Origin of the sequence: Allokutzneria oryzae (genome assembly GCF_042429765.1) — a bacterium.
GTDB classification, from domain to species: Bacteria; Actinomycetota; Actinomycetes; order Mycobacteriales; family Pseudonocardiaceae; genus Allokutzneria; species Allokutzneria oryzae.
The window spans coordinates 145,534-172,074 of the sequence record NZ_JBHLZU010000009.1 but is presented as its reverse complement, the minus strand read 5'-3'; the positions used below and the strand labels follow the sequence as shown (position 1 = coordinate 172,074).

General features: G+C 71.5%; 2 protein-coding genes and 3 pseudogenes. All 5 read left to right on the top strand.

All coding sequences use genetic code 11. From position 1 onward, the window contains the following. Nucleotides 1-10 precede the first annotated feature (10 nt). A pseudogene (locus ACFFQA_RS10565) lies at nt 11-5,914 on the top strand (SDR family NAD(P)-dependent oxidoreductase); the annotation flags it as partial. A 59-nt stretch (nt 5,915-5,973) separates the two neighbouring features. Further along, nucleotides 5,974-12,897, top strand: a pseudogene (locus ACFFQA_RS10560) (type I polyketide synthase); the annotation flags it as partial. Between the two features lie 4 nt (nt 12,898-12,901). Further along, nucleotides 12,902-18,700 carry an SDR family NAD(P)-dependent oxidoreductase gene (locus ACFFQA_RS10555; RefSeq protein WP_377851578.1) on the top strand — a complete coding sequence of 1,933 codons (5,799 nt, stop codon included), beginning with the start codon at nt 12,902-12,904 and terminating at the stop codon, nt 18,698-18,700. Then, nucleotides 18,697-19,899, top strand: a complete 1,203-nt coding sequence (locus tag ACFFQA_RS10550; protein WP_377851577.1) for a cytochrome P450 — start codon at nt 18,697-18,699, stop codon at nt 19,897-19,899. The genes ACFFQA_RS10555 and ACFFQA_RS10550 overlap by 4 nt, the downstream gene beginning before the upstream one ends. 85 nt (nt 19,900-19,984) lie before the next feature. Continuing rightward, a pseudogene (locus ACFFQA_RS10545) lies at nt 19,985-26,536 on the top strand (SDR family NAD(P)-dependent oxidoreductase); the annotation flags it as partial. Nucleotides 26,537-26,541 lie beyond the last annotated feature (5 nt).

Sequence of the window (26,541 nt, the reverse complement as noted above, 5' to 3'; positions counted from 1 at the left end):
CGAGGCGAAGCTGCGCGACTACCTGAACCGGGTCACCGCTGACCTCCGGCGCACCCGCGACGAACTGGCCCGCGTTCGCGAACCGGTCGCGATCATCGGCATGGCCTGCCGCTACCCCGGCGACGTCCGAACGCCGGAGCAGTTGTGGCGGCTGGTCAGCGACGGCGTCGACGCGATCACCGAGGCCCCGGCCGAACGTGGCTGGGACACGCGGCCGCGCGGTGGCTTCCTCCGCGACATCGACCGCTTCGACGCCGCGTTCTTCGGGATCTCGCCGCGTGAGGCGCTGGCCATGGACCCGCAGCAGCGACTGCTGCTGGAGACCGCCTGGGAAGCCCTGGAGCACACGGGTATCACCCCGGAATCGTTGCGCGGCAGCGACACCGGCACCTTCATCGGCACCTGCGCGCAGGACTACAGCGCGGTGCTGCGCGCGGCGGCCGACGACGTGGCTGGGTACTTCGGCGTCGGCACGGCGGCGAGCGTGATGTCCGGGCGACTGGCCTACGTCCTCGGCCTGCAAGGGCCCGCGGTCACCGTGGACACGGCGTGCTCGGCGTCGCTGGTCGCACTGCACAACGCGGTTCGCTCGCTGCGCACCCGGGAGTGCTCGTTGGCGATCACCGGCGGTGTGGCGGTGATGACCACCCCCGAGGAGTTCGAGGACTTCGACGAACAGGGCGGGCTCGCGCCGGATGGCCGCTGCAAGTCCTTCTCCGACGACGCCGACGGCACCACGTGGTCGGAAGGTGTCGGCATCCTCGTGCTGGAGCGCCTGTCCGACGCCAGGCGCAACGGGCACCGGGTGCTCGCCGTCGTCCGGGGCACCGCGACCAACTCCGACGGCGCCTCCAACGGTCTCACCGCGCCCAGCGGGCCGGCCCAGCAACACGTGATCTGGCAAGCCCTCGGTGACGCCGGACTGTCCACATCGGACATCGACGCGGTGGAAGCGCACGGTACCGGCACGAAGCTCGGTGACCCCATCGAGGCACAGGCGCTGCTGGCCACCTACGGGCAGGATCGCGAGCAGCCGTTGCTGCTGGGCTCGCTGAAGTCCAACATCGGCCACGCCCAGGCCGCGGCCGGAGTGGGCGGAGTGATCAAAATGGTGCAGGCGATGCGGCACGGCGAGCTGCCCCGCACCCTGCACGCGGAGACCCCCACGTCCGCAGTGGACTGGTCCACGGGCTCGGTCACCCTGTTGACCGAGCCCGCTCCGTGGCCACGATCGGACCGTCCGCGTCGCGCGGGCGTGTCCTCCTTCGGGGTCTCCGGCACGAACGCCCACGTGATCCTGGAGTCTGCGGACGACGAGGTCGGCACGGCCGTCGAGGGGCCCGTCGCCCTGGTGCTGAGCGCTCGTACAGAAGAGGCACTGCGGGAGCAGGCGGACCAGCTGGTCGACCACCTGGAGGCGCATCCGGAGATCTCCTTGGCGGACGCGGGCTTCACGTTGGCCGGTCGGACCCGGTTCGAACACCGCGCCGCCGTGGTGGCCTCGGACCGGAGCGGACTGCGTTCCGAGCTGGTTCAGGGACGCGCGACCGGCTCGGTGAAGCCGGTGTTCGTCTTCCCAGGTCAGGGTTCCCACTGGGCGGGCATGGCCACCGCGCTGATCGAGGACTCGCAGATCTTCGCCGACGCCATGGCCGAGTGGGAGGACATCCTGCGCGCCGAAGCCGGATGGTCTCTGCGGCAGATGCTGGACGACGAGGAGGCACTGCGCCGCGCGGATGTGGTGCAACCGGTGCTGTTGGCGGTGATGGTGTCGTTGGCCGCACTGTGGAGGGCGCACGGCGTCGAGCCCGCCGCGGTGGTCGGGCATTCCTTGGGGGAGTACGCCGCCGCCTGTGTCGCCGGTGCGCTGTCCTCGGAGGACGCGGCACGCGCGGTTGTCAGGCGCAGCAAGCTGATCGCGGACATGCTGTCCGGCGCGAGTGGCGTGGTGGCGGTCCCCGCAGCACCCGAAGAGATCACCGTCGGCGAGATCGCCGCCTACAACGGTTCACACTCGACAGTCGTCGCCGGTGATGAAGCGACGCTGAACACGGTACTGGCGCAGTTCCCCGGCGCCAAGCGCATTCCCATGGACTACGCCTCGCACAGCTCACAGGTCGAGCCGGTGCGTGAGCGACTGATCGAGGACCTGTCCGCGATCGCCGCCAAGCCCGGCGACGTCCCGTTCTGCTCCACGGTGACCGGCGAGTTCTTCGACACGACAGGGCTTGATTCCCAGTACTGGTACGACAACCTGCGCCAGCCGGTGCGCTTCGAACCGGCCGTTCGGGCGCTCAGGGACGCGGGCCACACCGTGTTCCTGGAGATCAGCCCGCATCCGTTGCTGCTGTCGGGCATCGAGGAGATCACGTCGTGCGGCACGCTGCGCCGTGGTGACGGCGGACTGGAGCGGTTCCTGCGCTCCTTGGCCACCGCGCACGTGCACGGGGTCGACGTGGACTGGGCGCCGGTGTTCGCCGATGCGGTGCTCGCCGATCTGCCGACGTATCCGTTCCAGGGAGAACGGTTCTGGCCGCGTCCGGCCGCGATCACCGCGCCCGGGTTCGACGCGACCGGCCATCCGCTGCTGTCCGCGGCGGTTGAGCTGCCCGAGGCCGGCGGGCACCTGTTCACCGGCACGTTGTCGCTGCGTGCTCAGCCGTGGCTGGCCGACCACGTCATCCAGGGCAAGGTCGTTCTGCCCGGTACCGCGTTCCTGGAGATGGCGCTGCACACCGGCGGACGGGTCGAGGACCTGGTGCTGGAGGCGCCGCTGGTGCTGCCGGAAAGCGGAGAGGTCCGCGTCCAGGTCGTGCTCGGTGCCGAAGAGGACGGAACCCGCCCGTTGAGCCTGTTCGCCAACGCGAACGGCACCTGGACCCGGCACGCCACCGGCACCGTGTCCACGGGCCAGGCTGAGCCCGAAGGGTTCGGAACGTGGCCCGGAACCGCTGGCGTGGAAGGCTTCTACGAACAGCTCTGGCAGGCGGGATTCCACTATGGACCGACCTTCCGAGGGCTGCGTTCACTGGTGCGGGACGGCGACGACGTGTACGCCGAGGTCGCGCTGCCCCAGGGCGAAGCCGGAGACTTCGGCGTGCACCCGGCGCTGCTGGACGCGGTGCAGCACGCGGCTGACCTCACCGGCGTGCCGAAGGGACTCCCGTTCTCCTGGAAGGGTGTTTCGCTGCATGCGCGGGGCGCGAGCGTGGTTCGCGCTCGGTTGCGTCGCACGGGAGAGAACTCAGTTTCACTGTCCGTTGTGGACAGTGTCGGCCTGCCTGTGCTGTGCGTGGAGTCGCTGACCCTGTTGCCCGCCGCAGCCGCTGAGGAACCGTTGTTCCGCCTGACCTGGATGCCGGTCGAACCCGTGCGCCCAGTGGCCCCGGCCGAGGTGGAGGCCGTGGAGATCGAGGTGCCCGACGGCGATGTGGTGGCCAACGCCCACGCGGTCACCGCACGCGTGCTCGAACTCGTGCAGTCGGACAAACCGCTGGTCCTGGTGACCAGGGGCCAGGACGTCGACCCGGTCGCGGCGGCGGTGCACGGGCTGGTGCGCACCGCGCAGTCGGAGCTACCGGACCGCTTCGTGCTGCTGGACACCGACGAGCCCGGCTTGCCGGACCAAGCGACCCTGGACCGGGTGCTGGCCTGCGACGAACCCCAGGTGGCACTGCGCGGGGGAGCGTTGCTGGCGGCCAGGCTCGTGCCGGTGCAGGGACTTCGCGCGCCGAGCGAGGGGCCGTGGCGGCTGGAGACGACCCAGCCCGGCAGCCTGGCCAACCTCGCGCTGATCGACTGGCCCGCCGCCGCGGAACCGTTGGCGCCAGGGCAGGTCAGGCTTGAGGTCCGTGCCGCGGGAGTGAACTTCCGCGACGTGTTCGACGCGCTCGGCATGAACCGGCGCGAGGCGACACCGATGGGCTCCGAGGCCGCCGGTGTCGTGCTGGAGGTCGGAGCCGGGGTCACCGGACTGCGGCCAGGAGACCGGGTCTTCGGCATGTGCGACGGCTCGTTCGGGCCGGTCGCCGTCACGGATCACCGATTGTTGGCGCGGATGCCGGAAGAGTGGTCGTTCACCGAGGCGGCGACGGTGCCGCTGGTCTTCCTGACCGCCCTCTACGGCTTGCGCGACCTGGCACGCCTCCAGCCCGGTGAGTCACTGTTGGTGCACGCGGGCACCGGTGGCGTCGGCATGGCGGCGATCCAGCTCGCCCAGCACTGGGGCGCGGAGGTCTATGCGACGGCGAGCGAACCCAAGCAGCACGTGCTGAAGTCGTTGGGAATCCTGGAGGATCGGATCGCCTCGTCCCGGACCCTGGACTTCGAGAAGAAGTTCCCGGTCGTCGATGTGGTGCTGAACTCCTTGACCGGCGAGTTCGTGGACGCCTCACTGCGTCTGCTGTCCAGCGGCGGCCGGTTCATGGAGATGGGCAAGACCGACATCCGCTCGGCTGTGCCCGATGTCGAGTACCGGGCGTTCGACCTCGGCGAGCTGGACGAGGACGAGGTGCGGGACCGCCTCGCCGAGCTGCTGGAGCTGTTCGAGTCCGGCGCGCTGAAGCCGTTGCCCGTCACCACCTGGGACGTCCGCCGCGCCCAGGAGGCGTTCGGTTTCATCAGCCAGGCCAAGCACATCGGCAAGGTCGTGCTGACCATCCCGCGCGGACTCGGCCCGGCATCGCGCGTGCTGGTCACCGGTGCCACCGGCGGTGTCGGCCGGCTGGTCGCGCACCACCTGGTCGCCCGGCACGGTGTGCGCGACCTGCTCCTGGTCAGCAGGAGCGGTGGCGGCCAGGACCTGGCGGAGGACCTGACCGCGCTCGGCGCGCGGGTGGAGCTGGCCGCCTGCGAGGTCGGTGACCGGGCCGCCGTGGAACGCCTGCTGCGCGGGCGCGAACTGACAGCGGTCTTCCACGCGGCAGGCGTGGTGGACGATGGCACGATCGACTCACTCACACCGGAGCGGCTGTCGAAGGTGTTGCGCCCCAAGGTGGACGCGGCCTGGCACCTGCACGAGCTGACCGCGCACATGGACCTGACCGCGTTCGTGCTGTTCTCCTCGGGCTCCGGCATCGTCGGCAACCCGGGCCAGGCGAACTACGCGGCGGCCAACACCTTCCTGGACGCGCTCGCGCGGCACCGCCGGGCGCGGGGACTACCCGCCACGTCCATCGCGTGGGGTCTGTGGGCCATCGACGCGGGCATGGCGCACGCGCTGACCCGCCGTGACCTGGACCGGATCGCGGCCACCGGGCTGCCGGCGCTGTCGGCTGAACAGGGGCTGGCCCTGCTCGACGCGGTGCTGACCGTGGATGAGCCCAACGTCGCCGCGCTGCGCGTCGACCTCGCGGCCCTGCGCGGTCAGCGCGACGTGCCGCACGTGCTGCGGGCCCTGGCGCCGTCCGCCCGACGCGAAGCCGTGCAGGACCTGCTGCCGCGCCTCGCCACGCTCGGCGAAGAGGACCGGCTCGCGGCCGTGCTGTCGGTGGTGAGCCGGGAGACCGCGGCCGTGCTCGGCCACCACAGCGCCGAACACCTCGCTGCCGACGAGCCGTTCAAGGACCTCGGCTTCGACTCGCTGACAGCGGTCGACCTGCGCAACAGGCTCAACGCCCTGACCAAGCTCCGGCTCGCGCCCACGGTGATCTTCGACCACCCCACGCCGAGCGCCCTCGCCCGGCACGTCGCCGCGCTGCTGACCCCGGCACCCGCCGAGCCCGTGGTGCTGACCGAGCTGGCCCGGCTGGAGGCGGCCGTGGCGGGCTTCGACGGCGACGCGGACACCCTCGCCGAGGTGCGGCGCAGGCTCACCGCGCTGCTGGACCGTCCGGCCACCGCGACCGCCGACATCGGCACCGCGACCGACGAGGAGATGTTCGACCTGCTCAGCAAGGAGTTCGGAATCTCATGACGAGCAACGAGGACAGGCTTCGGCGCCTGCTCAAGGAAGTCACCGCCGAGCTCCGGCAGGCCCGCGCGCGGGGCAGCGAGCCGGTCGCCGTGGTCGGCATCGCCTGCCGCTTCCCCGGTGGCGTTGCCGACGCGGACGGGTTGTGGGAGCTGGTCGCCCAGGGACGCGACGCGATCGGGCCGTTCCCGGCCGAGCGCGGGTGGGCCGCCACCGGCCGGGGCGGGTTCCTCCACGACGCGGACCGGTTCGACGCCGAGTTCTTCGGCATCTCGCCGAACGAGGCACTGGCCATGGACCCGCAGCAGCGCCTGGCCTTGGAGGTCTCGTGGGAGGCGTTGGAGCACGCGGGCCTGGACCCCAGCATGTTGCGCGGCAGCGGCACCGGTGTGTTCCTGGGCGGCATGCACCAGGACTACCTGTCGGTCCTGGAAGAGGACCCGAACGCGTTGTCGGGCACGGGGAACTCCTCCAGCGTGATGTCCGGGCGCATCGCCTACGAGCTGGGTTTCGAAGGCCCCACGCTCACCGTGGACACCGCGTGCTCCTCCTCGTTGGTTGCCCTGCACCTGGCCACTCAGTCGCTGCGTGCGCAGGAGTGCTCGTTGGCGCTGGCCGGGGGAGTGACGGTGATGTCCACCCCGGCGACCTTCGTGGAGATGACCCGGATGGGCGGCTTGGCACCGGACGGCCGGTGCAAGGCGTTCTCCGACAGCGCCGACGGCACCGGTTTCTCCGAAGGCATCGGCCTGCTCGTGCTGGAACGGCTTTCCGACGCTCAGCGCAACGGTCACCGCGTGCTGGCGGTGGTGCGCGGCACGGCGGTGAACTCCGACGGCGAGTCCAACGGGCTGACCGCGCCCAACGGCGCCGCCCAGCAGAGGGTGATCGGCGCGGCCTTGGCCAACGCGGGCCTTCGACCGTCCGATGTGGATGCTGTGGAAGCGCACGGCACCGGCACGACGCTGGGTGACCCGATCGAGGCGCACGCGATCCTCGCCACCTACGGCCAGGACCGGGAGCAGCCGCTCTCCCTCGGGTCGCTGAAGTCCAACATCGGGCACACCCAGGCGGCGGCCGGGGTCGGCGGCGTGATCAAGATGATCATGGCCATGCGGCACGGCGTGCTGCCGCCGACGCTGCACGTCACCGAACCGTCCTCGCACGTGGACTGGAGCCTCGGCGCGGTGCGCCTGGTCACTGGGCCCACTCCCTGGCCGGAGCTGGACCGGCCGCGCCGCGCGGGTGTCTCCTCCTTCGGCATCTCCGGCACCAACGCGCACGTGATCCTGGAGTCCGTGCCTTCGCTCCCGGCTTCTCCGGTGTCGGACCGAGTGGTCCCGTGGGTGCTTTCAGCTCAGACGGCCTCCGCGTTGCGCGCACAGGCCGCGCGGCTGGCGTCCGTCACCGGCGACTCCGCCGATATCGGTCTCTCGCTCGCCACGACCAGAACGGCTTTCGCCCAGCGCGCTGTGGTGTTCGGTTCGGACGGCCTGCGAGCCCTGGCCGCTGGCGAACCCTCACCCAAAGCCGTGGTGGGGACCGCCTCGGCCGCGGTGAAGCCCGTGTTCGTCTTCCCTGGTCAGGGCTCGCAATGGCCCGGTATGGCCCGGGAGCTCATGTCCGCGCCAGTGTTCGCCGACAAAATGCGGGAGTGCGCGACGGCTTTCGAGTCCTTTGTGGACTGGAAGTTGCTGGATGTGGTGGAGTCCGGTGAGTTCGACCGGGTCGACGTGGTGCAGCCGGTGTTGTTCGCGGTGATGGTGTCGCTGGTCGAACTGTGGCGGTCCTACGGTGTCGAACCCGCGGCCGTGGTGGGTCATTCGCAGGGCGAGATCGCCGCAGCTCATGTGGCGGGCGCGCTGTCGTTGGAGGACGCGGCGCGCGTGGTGTGCTTGCGCAGCAAGGCGATCGCCGAGATGCTGGCGGGCAAGGGCGGTATGGCCGCTGTCGCGCTTCCCGCTGAGCAGGTCCGCTGGCCCGGCGTGCAGATCGCCGCCGTCAACGGGCCGTTCGCCACGGTGGTCAGCGGCGACCGCGCCGCGATCGAGGACCTGGTCGCGAACACCGAACAGGCGCGCAGGATCGAGGTCGACTACGCCTCCCACTCCGAGCACGTCGAAGTCCTGCGAGACCGGTTGCTCGATGCGCTCGCACCCGTGCGCGCCGCCGAGCCCGGCATCGCGATGCGCTCGACCGTCACTGGCGAGTGGGTCGGCGCGGACGAGTTGGACGCCGAGTACTGGTACACGAACCTGCGGCAGCCAGTGCACTTCGAGGCCGCGATCCGGGAGCTGCTCGCAGACGGGCACAGCGTCTTCGTGGAAGTCAGCCCGCACCCCGTGTCGTTGTTCGGCGTCGAGCAGACCGCCGACGCGCTCGGCCGCAGTATCACCACCCTCGGCACGTTGCGCCGGGAGCAGGGCGGGGTCGACCAGTTCCAGATCGCCCTGGCCGAGGCGCACGTCGCCGGAGTGGCGGTCGACTGGACGCCGTGCTACCCCGCGGCGCGCCTGGTGGAACTGCCGACCTATCCCTTCCAGCGCAGGCGTTTCTGGGCGAAACAGGAGACGGAGACTCACGCCGGGCTCCCGGCCGGCTCGATGCGGGATCTCGTGCGCAACCACGTCGCCGCCGTGCTCGGGTACCCCTCCGGTGCGGCGGTCGCCCCCGAGACGCCGTTCGTGGACCTCGGCATGGACTCCGTCACGGCAGTGCGGCTGCGCAAGGCGTTGAGCACCGCGACCGGGCTGAACCTGCCCGCCACCGTGGCCTTCGACCACCCGACCTCGGCCGACCTCGCGGACTACCTGTCCGGTGCCGCACCGGACACGGCGGTCCGGGCCGCGGTGGCCGAGGACGACCCCGTGGTGATCGTCGGCATGGCCTGCCGGTACCCGGGCGGCGCCGACTCGCCCGAGCAACTGTGGGAACTGGTGCTCGGCGGGGTGGACGCGGTGTCGGGGTTCCCGGCCGACCGCGGCTGGGACCTGGACGCGTTGCGCGAGACCTGCCCCACCTCCGAAGGCGGTTTCCTGTACGACGCGGGCGAGTTCGACGCCGCGTTCTTCGGGATCTCACCGCGTGAAGCCCTGGCGATGGACCCCCAGCAGCGGCTCGTCCTGGAGACCGCGTGGCAGGCCCTGGAGCGCGCCCGCATCAACCCCCGGTCGCTCAAGCGCACTCCGACCGGCGTGTTCGTCGGTGCCTCGCAGCAGGACTACCTGTTGTCCGCGAGCGGGAAGAACGCCGACCTCGGCGGCTTCGTGCTCACGGGCCGGACGGCGAGCGTGCTGTCGGGGCGCGTCGCCTACACGCTCGGGCTGGAAGGCCCGGCGATCACCGTGGACACCGCGTGCTCGTCCTCGCTGGTGGCGCTGCACCTCGCGGCCAGCTCCGTGCGATCCGGCGAGTGCTCGCTGGCCCTGGCCGGTGGCGTGGCCGTGATGTCCACCGCCTTCGCCTACGAGGAGTTCGCGAAGCAGAACGGCCTGGCTCCGGACGGCCGGTGCAAGGCGTTCTCCGACAGCGCGGACGGCACGGGGTGGGCCGAGGGCGTCGGACTCGTGGTGCTGGAGCGGCTTTCCGATGCCCAGCGCAACGGCCACCAGGTTCTGGCCGTGCTGAAGGGAACGGCCAGCAACCAGGACGGCGCTTCGAACGGGCTCGCCGCGCCGAGCGGTCCAGCGCAGCAGCGGGTGATCCGCCAAGCCCTCGCCAACGCGGGCCTGCGCCCATCCGACGTGGACGTGGTCGAGGCCCACGGCACCGGCACGACCCTGGGCGACCCGATCGAGGCGCAGGCGGTCCTGGCCACCTACGGCCAGGACCGGTCGCACCCGGTGTACCTGGGCTCGCTGAAGTCGAACATCGGGCACGCGGCGGCCGCGGCCGGTGTCGGTGGTGTGATCAAGATGGTCATGGCGCTGCGGAACGGTGTTCTGCCGCCGACCCTGCACGCCGCCGAGCCGTCGTCCTTTGTGGACTGGTCGGCGGGCGCGGTGTCGTTGCTGACCGAGCCGGTCGAATGGCCCGAGACCGGTCGCCCTCGTCGCGCGGGCGTGTCCTCTTTCGGTGTCTCCGGCACCAACGTGCACGTGGTCCTGGAGGCGGCGCCGCCAGCACCGCCGAGGACGTCCGCGAAGGAAGGTGTGGCGCCATGGGTGGTGTCCGCGCGCAGTCCTGAGGCTCTGCGTGCGCAGATCGCCTCGCTGCGAGAGGTGGAAGCGAACCCGTGGGATGTGGGCCGGTCGCTGATCAGCACACGGGCGACGTTCGAGCACCGCGCGGTGGTCTTTGGCGAAGACGACGTTCGCGGCGTGGCCACCGAGTCCCGCGAGGCGGTGTTCGTCTTCCCCGGTCAGGGATCGCAGTGGTCCGGTATGGCCCGGGAGCTCATGTCGGCGCCAGTGTTCGCGGAGAAGATGCGGGAGTGCGCGGCGGCTTTTGAGTCCTTTGTGGACTGGGAGTTGCTGGATGTGGTGGAGTCCGGTGAGTTCGACCGGGTCGACGTGGTGCAGCCGGTGTTGTTCGCGGTGATGGTGTCGCTGGCCGAGCTGTGGCGCGAACACGGTGTCGTCCCGACCGCGGTGGTGGGTCACTCGCAGGGCGAGATCGCCGCCGCTCATGTGGCGGGCGCGCTGTCGTTGGAGGATGCGGCGCGCGTGGTGTGCTTGCGCAGCAAGGCGATCGCCGAGGTGCTGGCGGGTAAGGGCGGTATGGCTGCGGTGTCGCTGCCGCCGGAGCTGGTGCCCACCGAGCGCGTGGCGGTCGCGGCGGTGAACGGTCCCGCCTCGTGCGTGGTCTCCGGTGACGTCGACGCCCTGGACGAGCTGCTGGCCACCGGGGTGCGCGGGCGTCGGATCGACGTGGACTACGCCTCGCACTCCGACCACGTGGAGGTCCTGCGCGAGCGGCTGCTGGCCGATCTCGCGCCGATCCAGCCGCGTTCGGGCACCATCCGGTTCGTCTCGACCGTGACCGGCGACTGGATCGACACCGCCGAGCTGGACGCGGAGTACTGGTACACGAACCTGCTGCGCACCGTGCGGTTCTCCACCGCGACCCAACTGTTGCTCGATGCCGACCACAGCGTGTTCGTCGAGGTCAGCCCGCATCCAGTGCTGACGTTCGGGGTCGAGGAGACGGCCGAGGGCATCCCGGTGACCGCGACCGGAACGCTCCGGCGCGACGACGGCGGGCTCACCGGCTTCCACCGCGCGCTGGCGACGGCGCACGTGCACGGAGTCGAGGTGGAGTGGGAGCCGGTGTTCGCCGGAGCCGGGATCGTCGATCTGCCGACCTACCCCTTCCAACGCCAGCGCTTCTGGGTGGACGCCGGTGAGTCCACAGTGGATGACTGGCGGTACCGCGTCGACTGGGCCCCGCTGGAGGCGCCCGCGCCGCGAGACCTCGGGCGCTGGCTCGTGGTCGGTGACAGCGACGACGAGTGGGTGCGGACCGTCGCAAGGGCGCTCGGCGAGGACACCGTCGTGCTCGACGCTCCGGTCGACCGCGACGAGTTCGCCGCCCGCCTGGCCACCGCGCCGCCACATGACGGTGTCCTGTCCCTTGTGGACGGACCAGTGCAGACGGCCATGGTGGCTCAGGAGGTCCGGTCCGCGCGCTTGTGGTGCGGCACCAGGGCCGGCGTGGAGCACGCCGGGGTGTGGGGCCTGGGCCGGGTGATCGCGATGGAGTCCCCGGACCGGTGGGGTGGCCTGATCGAACTGCCGGAGACGCCGGACCCGCAGGCACTGCGCGGGCTGCTCGCCGGGACCGAGGAGAACCAGGTGGCTCTGCGGCCGGACGGTGCCTTCGGGCGGCGTCTGGTGCGCGCCGCACCCACAGCGCCGACGCGGTCCTTCACGCCCAGCGGAACCGTGCTGGTCACGGGCGGAACGGGCGGGCTCGGCGCGCACGTGGCGCGCTGGGCGGCCGAGAGCGCGGACCGGGTCGTGGTGATCAACCGGAGCGGCCCGGACACCCCGGAGGCCACGCGGTTGCGCGCGGACAGCGACAAGATCACCGTCGTCGGCTGCGACGTCGCCGACGAGGTGGCGATGGCCGATGTGCTGGCCGCCCACCCGCCGACCTCGATCTTCCACCTCGCGGCGGCGCTGGACGACGGCGTGCTGGACTCGCTCACCCCGCAACGGTTCGACACCGCGTTCCACGCCAAGGTACGTGGCGCGCAAGTGCTCGACCGGCTGACGCGGGATGCGGATCTGGACGCGTTCGTGCTGTTCTCGTCGGTGTCCGGCACGGTCGGCGGCATCGGGCTCGGCAACTACGCCGCCGCCAACGCGATGCTGGACGCGATCGCCGAGCAGCGGCGGGCGCGCGGTGAGCACGCGCTGTCGATCGCGTGGGGGCCGTGGGCCGGTGACGGCATGGCGACGCACGTGGTCGGTGAGGAGCGGCTGGACCGGCTCGGCCTGGTCCCGTTCAGCCCGGAGACGGCGCTCAAGGCGTTGGGGCACGCGCTGAACCGGGACGACACCACGATCGCGGTGTTCGACATCGACTGGGACCGGTTCCTCGCCGGGCCCGGGGCCGTGGGCACCAGGGCGCTGCTCGGCGAAGTCCTCGGTGCCTCCGAGGCGGCGCCCGCCAGCGACCTCCTCCAGCGCCTGGCCGCGGCGGGTGACCGCAACGGGCTGATGCTCGCCCAGGTCCGCGGCGATGTGGCGGCGGTGCTCAAGCACGCGTCCGCCGCGGACGTCGATCCCGAGTTCTCCTTTGCCGACATGGGCTTCGACTCCCTGTTGGCGGTGGAGCTGCGCAACCGGCTCGGCGCGGCCACGGGGCTGACGTTGCCGGTGACCCTGGTGTTCGAGTACCCGACGCCGTCCGCGCTCGCGGCGCACCTGCTGTCCGAGCTGTACGGGGACGCGGGTGAACCGGAGGACGACCTGCTAGCGCGGCTGGACGCGGCCAGTGACGAGGAACTGTTCGAGTTCATCCACCAGGAAATGGGCAGGTAAGGCCATGGCCGACGAGAACAAGCTCCGCGAGTACCTGAAGCTGGTGACCGCGGACCTGCACAAGGCCAGGACCCGCGTGCGCGAGCTGGAGTCCGCTGACGCGGTGGCGATCGTGGGCATGGCCTGCCGCTTCCCCGGCGGGGTCACGGACGCAGACGGGCTGTGGGACCTGGTCGCCGAAGGCCGCGACGCCATCGGCCCGTTCCCAGCCGAACGCGGCTGGACCGCGACGGGGCGCGGCGGTTTCCTCGCCGGCGCGGCGGAGTTCGACGCCGACTTCTTCGGGATCTCCCCGCGCGAGGCCCGGACCATGGACCCGCAACAGCGGCTGGTGCTGGAGAACGCCTGGGAGGCACTGGAGTCCGCGGGCATCGGCCCCGCGGGACTGCGCGGCAGCCGCACGGGAGTGTTCGTCGGTGCCTCTTACCAGGCGTACGACTCGCTCGCCGGGCACGCGGAGGAACTGATCGTCGGCAACGCGCCGAGCGTGATCTCCGGACGGATCTCCTACGCGCTGGGGCTCGAAGGCCCTTCGCTGACCATCGACACCGCGTGCTCCTCTTCGCTCGTCGCGCTGCACTCCGCGGTCTCGGCGCTCCAGCGCGGGGAGTGCGCCTTGGCGCTCGCCGGCGGTGTCTCGGTGATGGCCACCCCGGCGTTGTTCGCCGAGTTCACGCGGCAGCAGGGCTTGGCGGCGGACGGCCGGTGCAAGGCGTTCGCGGCCGCCGCGGACGGCACCGGTTTCGCCGAGGGCGTGGCGATGCTCGTGGTGGAGCGCCTGGCCGACGCCGAGCGCAACGGTCACCGGGTGCTCGCGGTGGTGCGGGGGAGCGCGGTGAACTCGGACGGCACCTCCAACGGCCTGACCGCGCCCAACGGCCAGTCGCAACAGCGGGTGATCCGGCAGGCGCTCGCGGTCGCCCGACTGTCCACAGAGGACGTCGACGTCGTGGAGGCGCACGGCACCGGAACGACACTGGGCGACCCCATCGAGGCGCAGGCCCTGCTGGCCACCTACGGCCGGGACCGCGCCGAGCCCGTGTGGCTGGGATCGCTGAAGTCCAACATCGGGCACACCCAGGCCGCAGCAGGGGTCGCGGGCGTGATCAAGATGATCATGGCGATGCGGCACGCCGTGCTGCCCCGGACCTTGCACGTGGACGAGCCCACGCCGCATGTGGACTGGTCGGCCGGTGCGGTCCGGCTGCTCACCGAAGCCCAGCCGTGGGGGGTCGAGGGGCGGCCGCGCCGCGCGGCGGTGTCCTCCTTCGGCGTCTCGGGCACCAACGCCCACGTGATCCTCGAAGAGGGGCCGCCCGGGGCGAGCACTCCGCCTCGGGAGACCAAGGGCGTGCCGTGGCTGGTGTCCGGCAAGGGGGAGCGCGGGCTGCGCGCCCAGGCGAAGAGCCTGCTGGACGCGCTGGCGTCGGGCCGCGTGCCCGCCGACCCCGTTGCTGTCGGTGCCGCCCTCGCGACCACCCGGTCCTCCCTGTCCCACCGCGCCGTGGTGGTCGGAGCGGACATCGCCGAGCTGACGGACGGGCTGCGCGGCCTCGCCTCGGACGCGGACTTCGGTGTCGCCGCGCAGCGCGGTCAGGTGGCCTTCGTCTTTCCCGGGCAAGGCACGCAGTGGCTCGGCATGGGCCGCGAGCTGCTGGACTCGTCGGAGGTGTTCGCGGCACGGATGACCGAGTGCGACGAGGCGCTGCGGTCTTTCGTGGACTGGTCGCTGCTGGAGGTCATCGCGTCCGGTGAGTTCGACCGGGTCGACGTGGTGCAGCCTGTGCTGTGGGCGGTGATGGTCTCGCTGGCCGAGGTCTGGCGCTCCTTCGGTGTGCAGCCCGCGGCCGTGGTGGGCCACTCCCAGGGTGAGATCGCCGCGGCCGTTGTCGCGGGTTCGCTGTCCCTGGAGGACGGTGCGCGCGTCGTGTGCTTGCGGAGCAAGCTGATCGCCACCGCATTGGCGGGCAAGGGTGGGATGCTCTCGGTCGCGCTGCCGGTGGAACAGGCGCGCCCGCTGTGCAACATCGCCGCGGTCAACGGCCCCTCGTCCTGCGTGGTTTCCGGTGACAACGGCACCTTGGACGAGCTGGTCGAACGCCTGCCCGACGTGGTGCGCCGCATCGATGTCGACTACGCCTCGCACTCCCCGCAGGTCGAGGCCATCCGTGACGAGCTGGTCGACGCTCTCGCCGGGATCGCACCGCGGGCCGGGTCGGTGCCGCTGATGTCCACGGTGACCGGTCGCATCGAACCGGGTGCGGGGCTGAACGCCGAGTACTGGTACGAGAACCTGCGCCGGACCGTGCGCCTTGACACGGCGGTGCGAGCGCTGGTTGACCAGGGTTTCGGTTCGTTCATCGAGGTCAGCGGCCATCCCGTGCTGACGGGCGGTATTCAGGACCTGGCCCCGGACGCCGTGGTGCTCGGCACGCTGCGGCGCGGCGACGGCGGTCTGCGCCGGGTGCTGCGCTCGATCGGCGAGGCGCACACGCACGGCGTCGACGTGGACTGGAGCTCAGCTTTCGGTGAGCAGCCGCCGACGGTCGCGCTGCCGACGTACGCCTTCCAGCGGGAGCGCTTCTGGCTGGACTCCGCGCAGGACAGGCTTCGCGGCACGGAGCTGGCCACCGGCGGCGTGCTGTTCACCACCGAGCTTTCCCTCGCCGCGCAGCCATGGTTGGCCGATCACGAGGTGCGGGACCAGATCCTGCTGCCGGGCGTCGCCTTCGTCGAACTGGTCGTGCGGGCCGGTGACGAGCTGGGCGTTCCCCGGGTCGACGAACTGACCCTGCACAGCCCGCTGGTCATCCCCGCACAGGGCGCGGTCGAACTCCAGAGCACCGTGGACCCGGACAACGCCGTGACGGTCCATTCCCGTCAGGACGGGGGAACGTGGACCTTGCACGCGAGCGGGACCCTCGTCGAGGAGGTCGCGGCGACGGAGGACCTGCGCGCCTGGCCCCCGGCCGCCACGCCGATGGACCTGACCGGCTTCTACTCGTCCTTGGCGGACAGGGGACTGCGTTACGGCCCAGCTTTCCAGGGCCTGCGTGCGGCCTGGCGCCAGGGCGACGTGCGGTGGGCCGAGGTCGCGCTGCCCGAGCAGGACGGCCCGCACCTGCTGCATCCCGGCCTTTTCGACTCCGCGATCCACGCGGTCCTCGCCGATGCTGATGAGAGCCGGTTGCCGTTCGTGTGGGAGGGCGTGTCGATCCACGCCGTCAACGCCAGCACGCTCCGAGTGCGCATCACCATCGGCGAGTCCGGAGACCTCAGCCTGCTGCTGGCCGATGAGGACGGCGCACCAGTGGCCACCGTGGACCGGCTCGCGTCCCGCCCGGTGTCCCTCGACCGGCAGGCGGACGACCTGCTGCACGTCGAGTGGGTCACGGCGACGCCCGGAGAACCGGGTTCTGAGATCGCCACGGTCCGCCCGGGATCGGTGCGCGAAGCACTGCACGCCATCCAGTCCGCGGCGGACGAGCTGGTCGTGATCACCTCTGGCGCGGTCGCCGATGCGGCGCCTGATCCCGAGGCGGCCGCGATCTGGGGGCTCGTCGCGTCCGCGCAGGCCGAGCACCCCGGACGCTTCGTCCTCGCCGACGTCGACGACAGCTCGGCCTCGGCACTCCCAGGGGCTCTCGCCACCGGTGAGCCGCGCGTGGCCTTGCGCGGCGGCGAAGTGCTGGTGCCGAGGCTCGTGCGCGGGGCAGGTGTGGAGCTGCCGCCGGAACCCGCGTGGGGCGTGGACCTCTTCGGCGGAGACACCTTGGACGAACTGCCGCTCGTCCCCACGCCGGAAGCGCTGAAACCGTTGGCGGCCAGCGAGATCCGCGTCTCCGTCCGCGCGACCGGGGTCAACTTCCGTGACGTCCTTGTGGCCCTGGGCGTGGTGAGCTCCGACCAGCGCGTCGGCGGTGAGGCCGCCGGTGTCGTGGTGGAGGTCGGCTCCGACGTGACCGGGTTCGCGCCCGGCGACCACGTGATGGGCATGATGGGCGGTGCCTACGGTGGTCCGTTCGCGGTCGCCGACCACCGCGCGATCGCGCGCATCCCGGTCGGCTGGTCCTTCGCGCAGGCGGCTTCGGTGCCCGCCGCGTTCCTCACCGCCTACCACGCGCTTGTCGAGATCGCGGCCGTGAAGCCGGGGGAGCGGGTGCTCGTCCACGCGGCGGCGGGCGGGGTCGGCATGGCGGCCGTGCAGCTGGCCCGCCACCTCGGCGCGGAGATCTTCGCGACGGCCAGCCCCGCCAAGTGGCACGCCGTAGCCGCCGAGCACGTCCAGTCCTCGCGCACCCTGGACTTCGAGCGCGAGTTCCCCCGCGTCGACGTGGTGCTGAACTCGCTCACCGGCGAAGCCATCGACGCCTCCTTGCGGATGCTGGCTCCCGGCGGGCGGTTCGTGGAGCTGGGCAAGACAGACCCGCGTGCGCCGGAAGGCGTCAGCTACCGGGCCTTCGACCTGCTCGTCGACGCGGGCATGGACGGCCTCCAGCGGATGTTCGGCGAGCTGCTGCCGTTGTTCGAACGCGGTGTGCTGACTCCGCTTCCAGTGTCCACTTGGGACGTCCGCCGGGCCGGGGCGGCGTTCCGCTTCGTCAGCCAGGCCAAGCACATCGGCAAGGTCGTGCTCACCATTCCCGCACCGTGGAACCCGGAGGGAACGGTTCTGGTGACCGGTGCCGGCGGCACGGTCGGCGGCTTGGTGGCGCGGCACCTCGTGGCCGAGCACGGTGTGCGGCACCTGCTGCTCGTCAGCCGCCGGGGCGTCACCCCCGAGCTGGAGGACGAACTGACCGCCCAGGGCGCCACGGTCACAGTCGCGGCCTGTGACGTCGCTGATCGGGACGCCCTCGCGGAGGTCATCGCCGCCGTCGAGCGCCCGCTGACCGCAGTGATCCACGCGGCGGGTGTGCTCGATGACGGCTTGGTCGACTCGCTCACCCCGGAACGGCTCGATGCCGTGTGGCGGCCCAAGGTGGAGGGTGCGCGAAACCTGCACGAGCTGACCCGCGATGCCGACCTCGCGGCGTTCGTGCTGTTCTCCTCCGCAGCCGGCGTGCTCGGCAACGCGGGGCAGGGCAGCTACGCCGCGGCCAACGCGTACCTGGACGCCTTCGCGGCTTGGCGTCGATCCCACGGGCTGCCCGCGCTGTCCCTGGCGTGGGGCCTGTGGGCGGACCTGAGCACCATGACCGAGCGAAGCGCGGATCGGTTGACCCGGCGGGGAATCCGGCCGATGCCCGCGGCACGGGCACTGGCCCTGTTCGACGCGGCGTTGCGACGGGACGAACCGTTGCTGCTGCCGTTGGAGGTGGATCAGCAAGCACTGCAAGAGAATCCGCCGCACCTGTGGCGTTCTCTGGTCCGCGCCAGGACTCGGCGTCGCGTCGCGAAGACCTCGACGGACTGGCTGTCGTCCGTGCCCGCGGCCGACCGCGCCGCCGCGCTCGTCGACCTGGTGCGCACGCACGCGGCGAAGGTGCTCGGTCACGACTCGCCCGAGCAGGTGGCGGCCGATCGCCCGTTCCGCGACCTCGGGTTCGACTCGCTCAGCGGCGTGGAGCTGCGCAACCGGCTCAACGCCGCGACCGGACTGCGCCTGTCGGCCACCGCCGTCTTCAACTTCCCCACACCGGCGGCGCTGGTCGACAAGATGCTCGCCGACCTGTTCCCCGAGACCCCCGCGCCCGAGACCCCCGCACCCGAGATCTCCGCACCCGAGGTCGACGTCGACCTGCTGGACGTGGACAGCCTGGTCGAGCGGGCCCTGCGCACATCCCCCTTGGAGCTGTCATGACCCAGGCGTACCCGTTCAGCCCGGCCCAGCGGCTGGAGATGGACCCCACCTACGCGTGGCTGCGGGACAACGAGCCGGTCACCCGCGTGCGGATGCCCTACGGCAACGGCACCGCCTGGCTGGTCACCCGCTACGACGACGTCAAGGCGGCCCTGAGCGACCTCCGGCTCAGCCGCGCGGCCGCTGTCGGCAAGGACGTGCCGCGCAGCCGACCGGAGCTGGAGGAGCCGATGTCGGTGCTCTCCGCCGACCCGCCGGAGCACTCCCGGCTGCGCCGGCTGGCGGCGAAGGCGTTCAACGCGCGGCAGATGGAACGCATGCGCCCCAAGGTCGACGCCATCGTGGCGGCGTTGCTGGACGAGATGGCCACCGGTGGGAGCACCGCCGACCTGGCACGCGCGCTGTGCTGGCCCATGCCGACCCAGGTGATCTGCGAGCTGCTGGGCGTGCCGTACGCCGACACCGAGCGGATCCGCGCGTGGGTCACGCACCTGGTCGCCATGGACAGCACGGACATCACCGTGGTGAAGCAGGCCAGGACCTCGGTGTGGACCTACTTCGTCGAGCTGATCGCGCGACGCCGCGCCGAGCCGGCCGATGACCTGCTGAGCCACCTGATCGCGGCCCGCGACGAGGGCGACCGGCTCAGCGAGAACGAGCTGATCTCCTTCGGCATCACGCTGCTGGTGGCCGGGTACGAGACGACCGCGAACTCGTTGGGGAACTTCGTGTTCCACCTGCTCGCCAACCGGCACCTGTGGCAACGCCTGCTCGACGAGCCGGAGATCCTGCCCGCGGCGACCGAGGAGATGCTGCGCGCCCTGCCGATCGCGGCGACCGGGCTGTTCACCCGGATCGCGACCGCCGACCTCGAACTGGGCGGGGTGCTGATCCGCGAGGGCGATGCCGTTGTGCTGCAACCGACCTCGGCCAACCGTGACGCCTCGGTGTTCGAGCGCCCGGACGAGGTCGACTTCGACCGCGAGGTGAACCCGCACATCGCGTTCGGGTTCGGCACGCACTACTGCATCGGCGCGCAGCTGGCCCGGCTGGAGCTGACCTCCGCGCTCAGCGCGCTGCTGCGCCGGTTCCCCGCGTTGCGGCTCGCCGTTCCCGCGCTGGACGTTCCCTGGCGCGCCGGTCAGCTGGTGCGCGGCGTGGAGTCACTGCCGGTCACCTGGACCGAGGGACGGGGTTGAGATGAACGAGCGGCTGGTCGAGGCGCTGCGGGCGTCGGTCAAGGAGAACGAGCGGCTGACCCGCGAGCTGGCGCGGGGCAGGCGCGAGCCCATCGCGATCGTGGCGATGAGCTGCCGGCTGCCCGGCGGTGTTGGCTCGCCCGAAGACCTGTGGGAGCGGGTGTCGCGGGGCGAGGACCTGCGGTCGGGGTTTCCCACCGATCGCGGCTGGGACGTCGACGACCTCTACGACCCCGATCCGGAAGCCAAGGGCAAGAGCTACGTCCGCGAGGGCTACTTCCTCGACGGGCTCGCCGACTTCGACGCGGCGCACTTCGGGATCTCACCGCGCGAAGCCAACTCCATGGACCCGCAGCAGCGCATGATGCTGGAGGGCACCTGGGAGGTCTTCGAGCGGGCGGGGATCGTGCCGTCCTCCTTGCGCGGCAGCAGGACCGGGGTGTTCGTCGGCTCCGGCGCCGCGGACTACGGCGCCCTGCTCGCGGACAACCTGGCCGAGTCCGAGGGCTATCTGATCACCTCGACGTCCTCCAGCGTGGTGTCCGGGCGCGTGGCCTACACCTTCGGCCTCGAAGGCCCCGCGGTCACGGTGGACACCGCGTGCTCGTCCTCGCTGGTCGCGCTGCACCTGGCCTGCACCGCGCTGTGGCAGGACGAGTGCGCGCTCGCGGTGGCCGGGGGAGTGACCGCGCTGGCCACTCCCCGGGTGATCGTGGAGTTCAGCCGTCAGCGCGGGTTGTCACCGGACGGCCGGTGCAAGGCGTTCGCCGACTCCGCCGACGGCACCGGCTGGGGCGAGGGCGCGGCGGTGGTGCTGCTGGAACGGCTCTCCGACGCCCGGCGCCTCGGTCACCCCGTGCTCGCGGTGATCCGAGGCTCGGCGCTGAACTCCGACGGGGCTTCCAACGGCCTGGCCGCGCCCAACGGGCCTTCGCAGGAGCGGGTTATCCGCCAAGCCCTGGCCGTCGCGGGACTGCGTCCGTCCGTTGTGGACGCTGTCGAGGCGCACGGGACCGGGACCACGCTGGGCGACCCGATCGAAGCTGAGGCCCTGCTCGCCACGTACGGCCACGACCGCTCGGAGCCGCTGTGGCTGGGCTCGGCCAAGTCGAACTTCGGGCACACCCAGGCGGCGTCGGGCCTGGTCGGAGTGCTCAAGATCGTCCAGGCGCTGCGGCACCGGGAACTGCCCGCGACCCTGCACGTCGACCGGCCGTCGCGGCACGTGGACTGGTCCGCGGGCGAGGTGCGGCTGCTGACCGAGCGGCGTCCGTGGCCCGAGACGGGCCGTCCCCGTCGTGCCGGGGTCTCCTCGTTCGGCATCAGCGGCACCAACGCCCACGTGATCATCGAGTCGGTGGACGAGGTCGCCGCGGGGAGCCCGTCCGAGCCGCCGGTGGCGCCGTGGGTGCTGTCCGGCCGCACCGAGCAGGCAGTGCGGGACCAGGCCGCTCGGCTGCGCGATCACCTGACGCGGCACCCGCTCGGCTCGGGCGATGTCGGGCGCACCCTGGCGGCGCGCACGCGGTGGAACCACCGGGCTGTGGTGGTGGCCCGCGACCGCGCCCACGGCGTCTCCCTGCTGGACAAGCTGGCCGCGGGCGAACCTGACGAGGCCGTGGTGTGCGGGAGCAGCCTGCCCACGGCCGAGCCGGTCGCGTTCGTCTTCCCAGGGCAGGGGTCGCAGTGGGCGGGAATGGGGGAGCAGCTGTGGGCCGGCTCGCCGGTGTTCGCCGAGTCCATGGCCGAGTGCGAGAGGGCGTTCGCGCCCCACGTCGACTGGTCCTTGCGGGAGGTGCTGGGCGACCCGCTGGCTCTGGAACGCGACGATGTCGTGCAGCCCGCGTTGTTCGCGGTGATGGTGTCGCTGGCCCGGCTGTGGATCTCCTTCGGCGTGCGCCCAGCCGCCGTCATCGGCCACTCCCAGGGCGAGATCGCCGCCGCTGTCGTCTCCGGAGCACTGTCCCTTGTGGACGGTGCCCGCGTGGTGTGCCTGCGCAGCAAGGTGATCACGGAGCTTCTCGTTGGCCAGGGCGGCTTGGTGTCGGTGCCAGCGCCAGCTGAGCGGATCACCACGCCCGGAGTGAGCGTCGCCGTGGTCAACAGCCCCTCCGCCACCGTCGTCGCTGGTGACGACGCGGCGCTGGAAGCCGTGTTGCGCGAACACCCGCGGGCCAAGCGGATTCCCGTGCGCTATGCCTCGCACAGCCCGTTCGTCGAGGCCGTGCGGGAGGAGTTGACGGCACAGCTGTCCGGTCTGCGCGCACAGAGCGGCGAGGTGCCGTTCTACTCCACGGTGACCGGTGAGCGCATCGACACCGCCGAGCTCGGTGCTGACTACTGGTACCGGAATCTGCGGCAGCCCGTGCTGTTCGCCGACGCGATCCGCACGGTGACGGCCGCCGGGATCTCCACGTTCGTCGAGGTCAGCCCACACCCCGTGCTCGCGCAGGTCATGGACGCCGACGTGGTCGTGGAGACGTTGCGCCGCGAGGACGGCGGGCTTGACCGGATGGTGCGCTCGCTCGCTTCCTTGCACACACGCGGCGTCGCGGTCGACTGGAGCCCGGCGCTGACCGGCGCGCGCCTCGTCGACCTGCCCACCTACGCGTTCCAGCGACAGCGGCACTGGCTCATGCCCGCGCCTGGCCGCTCCTCCGGGCAGACCCACCCGTTGCTGGGGGCGCCGCTGGAGCTGGCGTCCGGGGACGGTGTGGTGTTCGCCGGCACGGTGTCGCGCCGGACGCATCCCTGGCTGGCCGAACACGCGGTGCGGGGCACGGCCCTGCTGCCGGGGACCGCCGTGCTGGAGATGGCGATCAGAGCCGGCGATGAGACCGGCTGCCGTCGAGTGGATGAACTCGTCCTGGAGCAACCGATCCTGATCCCCGAAACAGGTGAGGTCCGGCTCCAGGTCGAGCTCGCCGCGCCGGACGAGGCCGGGCGGCGAGCGCTCGGCGTGTACGCGCGAGGCCCGGAGGGGTGGGTCCGGCACGCCAGCGCGACGCTGTCCGACGAGCCACCCGTCCCACCGACGGTCCAATGGTTGCCTTCCCAAGCTCAACCCGTTGACCTGCAGGGATTCTATGAGGACCTGGCGGACAACGGCTACGAGTACGGTCCGTTGTTCCGCGGTCTGCGCGCCGCATGGCGCTCCGGCGAGACCATCTACGCCGAGGTGGAGCTGCCCGGCGAGCCTGGTGAGTTCGGGGTGCACCCGGCCTTGCTGGACGCTGCCTGCCATGCGATCGCCCTGTCACCGATCGCCGGTTTCACGCTGCCCTTCTCGTGGAACGACGTCACGCTGCACCGGACCGGGGCGCGGACCCTGCGGGTCGTCCTCACGCCGGCGGGGACCAATGCGATGGCGGTGACCGCTTTCGACTCCGCGGGAAATCCGGTGCTCTCCGCCGCGTCGATGTCCGTGCGTGCCTTCACCGACGTGAAGGCCGCACCGCGGGCGGACTCCCTGTTCCGTCTGGAGTGGTCGGAACTCGCAGTGGAATCCACAGTGGACTCCTCTGAGGACGAGGTTGTCTACGTCTCGGCAGAATCAGCGAGGCAGGCGGCGACGCGAGCCCTGGACCTGGTCAAGCGTTGGTTGGCCAGCGATGGGCCCGGCAGGCTCGTCGTCGTCACCGACAACGCGGTAGCGGTCGAGGGGCACCACACGGTGGACGCGGACGCGGCGGCGGCGTGGGGACTCGTCCGAGCCGCGCAGTCCGAACACCCCGGCCGCTTCGTGTTGGTGGACACCGACGGCGCGTTGACACCCGCACAACTGTCCACTGTGCTCAGTTCCGACGAGCCGCAGATCGCCGTGCGCGAAGGCGTCCTGCGCGTGCCCCGGCTCGCCCGTCATCAGGCGGCCCTCCAACCGGTGGAGGACGGCCCGTGGCAGCTGACGTACGGCGAGACCGGCAGCCTGGACGAGCTGAGGCTCGCACCCAGCCCGCAGGTGCGGCACCCCCTGGAACCCGGTCATGTGCGCATCGGTGTCCGCGCGGCGGGAGTGAACTTCCGGGATGTGCTCATCTCCCTCGGCATGTACCCCGGCGCGGCCGGTGGGATCGGTGCCGAGGTGGCCGGTGTCGTGCTGGCGGTCGGCTCGGCGGTGTCCGATCTGCGAGTCGGTGACCGCGTGATGGGCTGCCTCATCGACGGCGGCGGGTTCGGGCCGATCGCCGTCACCGACCACCGGTTGCTCGTGCGCATGCCGTCGGACTGGTCCTTCGCCCAAGCCGCTTCCGTGCCCGCGGCGTTCCTGACCGCGTACTACGCGCTGCGCGACCTGGCCGATGTCCAGTCGGGTGAGTCGCTCCTGGTGCACGCGGGCACCGGTGGCGTGGGGACAGCGGCCATCCAGTTGGCCCGGCACTGGGGTGTCGAGGTGTACGCGACGGCGAGCGAGCCCAAGCAGCACGTGCTGAAGTCGTTGGGAATCCCGGAGGAACGCATTGCTTCCTCGCGAACCCTGGACTTCGCCGACGAGTTCCCCGGCGTCGACGTGGTGCTGAACTCGTTGGCGGGCGAGTTCGTGGACGCTTCGCTGCGGTTGCTGTCGAAGGGCGGCCGGTTCGTCGAGATGGGCAAGACCGACATCCGGTCGGCGGTGCCCGACGTCGAGTACCGGGCCTTCGACCTGGCGGAAGCCGGTCCCGACCGCATGGCGGAGATGCTGCGCTCACTCGCGGAGCTGTTCGCCAGTGGCGCGTTGTCCTTGCCGCCGATCACCTCGTGGGACGTGCGGCGGGCGCCGGAGGCGTTCCGGTTCGTCAGCCAGGCCAAGCACATCGGCAAGGTCGTGCTCACCGTTCCGCGCCAGTGGGACCCGGAGGGCACTGTGCTCGTCACCGGTGGCCTCAGCGGGATCGGCGCCGTGTTGGCCCGGCACCTGGTCAAGGAGCGCGGCGTCCGCCACCTGCTCCTGGTGGGCAGGCGTGGTGCGGACACGCCGGGCGCGGAGGACCTGCGTGAGGAGCTGACCGCGTTGGGCGCGGAGGTCACCATCGCGGCCTGCGACGTCTCCGTGCGCGAGGACCTCGCCGGGCTGCTGCGCGGCGTTCCGGCCGCTCACCCGCTGACCGCGGTGCTGCACTCGGCGGGTGTGCTGGACGACGGGGTGATCAGTGCGCTCGACGCGGACCGGATCGACACCGTGTTCCGGCCCAAGGTCGACGCCGCCCAGCACCTGCACGAGCTGACCCGCGAGCTGGACTTGGCAGCCTTCGTGCTGTTCTCCTCGGCTTCGGCCACGTTCGGCGCCGCCGGGCAAGGCAACTACACCGCGGCGAACGCGGTTCTGGACGCCCTCGCCCAGCAGCGCGTGGCTTCGGGCCTGCCCGCGCTTTCGATCGCGTGGGGGCTGTGGGAACTGGCCAGCGACATGACCGGCGACCTCGCTGACCGCGACCTGGCGCGGGTCGAACGGTCCGGCGTCGCCGTGCTGTCCGATGAGGACGGTGCGGAGCTGTTCGACGCCGCGACGGCCCTCCCGGAGGCAGTGGTGCTGGCCGTTCCGATCAACCTCGCGGTCGAGCCCACTCCGCCGCTGTTGCGGGGCTTGGTCCGCACGTCCCGTCGTGCCCTGGCTTCGGCGTCGAGTGACCCGTTGTCCTTGGTGCGCACGCACACCGCGATCGTGCTCGGGCACAGCGGTCCGGAGGCGATCGACGAGCAGACCCCGTTCGCGCAGATGGGCTTCGACTCCCTCACCGCGGTCGAGCTGCGGAACCGGCTCAGCCGTGCGACCGGTCTGCGGCTGCCGTCCACGCTGGTGTTCGACTTCCCGACGCCCGCGGAACTCGCCGCGCACCTCGGTTCCGGTGTGCCGAGCGCTCCGGCACCGCAGGGTGATCTGATCGGCGAACTGTGCCGCGACGCTTTCGGCGCCGGAGAGGTCGACCGCGGTTTCGAGCTGCTCCACACGATCGCGAAGAACCGTCCACAAGGGACAGGAGAGGTGTCGTTCAGCCGACTCGTGTCCGGGGGCGAGGGGCCGCACGTCATCTGCGTCAGCCCCTTGACACCGCTCGCGGGGCCGGAGACCTACAGCCGGTTCGCCGAGTCCTTCCGCGGCCGCGCGACCGTCGATGTGCTCGGCACTCCCGGGTTCGCGGAGGGGGAGGCGCTCATCGGCGCGCGGCACGACCTGCTCACCAGCCACGCCAAGGCGGTCCTGGACCGCGTGGGTGACGCACCGTTCGTGCTCGTCGGACATTCCTCCGGGGGGCTGCTCGCGCACGAGCTGGTGCCCGTGCTCGCCGACCACGGCAGGCGACCGGAGGCGGTGGTGTTGCTGGACACCTACGAGCCGCGTGGCGAGCTGAGGGGCGAGTTCACCACCGCCCTGATGCGGCGGATGTACGAGAGAGCGGACCGGATGGCGCCGATGACCGCGACCGGGCTGTCCGCGATGGCCTGGTACACCGACCTCCTGACCGGGTGGCGGCTGAGCGCACTGGCGATCCCGGCGCTCCTCGTGCACGCGGCGCGACCGCTGGCCGAGGGCGTCCACCCGGCGGGTGATCCCGGCGTGGCGGTCGAGCTGCCAGGAGACCACTTCACGATCATGGAGGGGGACAACGCCGGACGAGCGGGCGAGCTGGTGCGCGACTGGCTCGGCCGGGTGTCGTGAGGAAC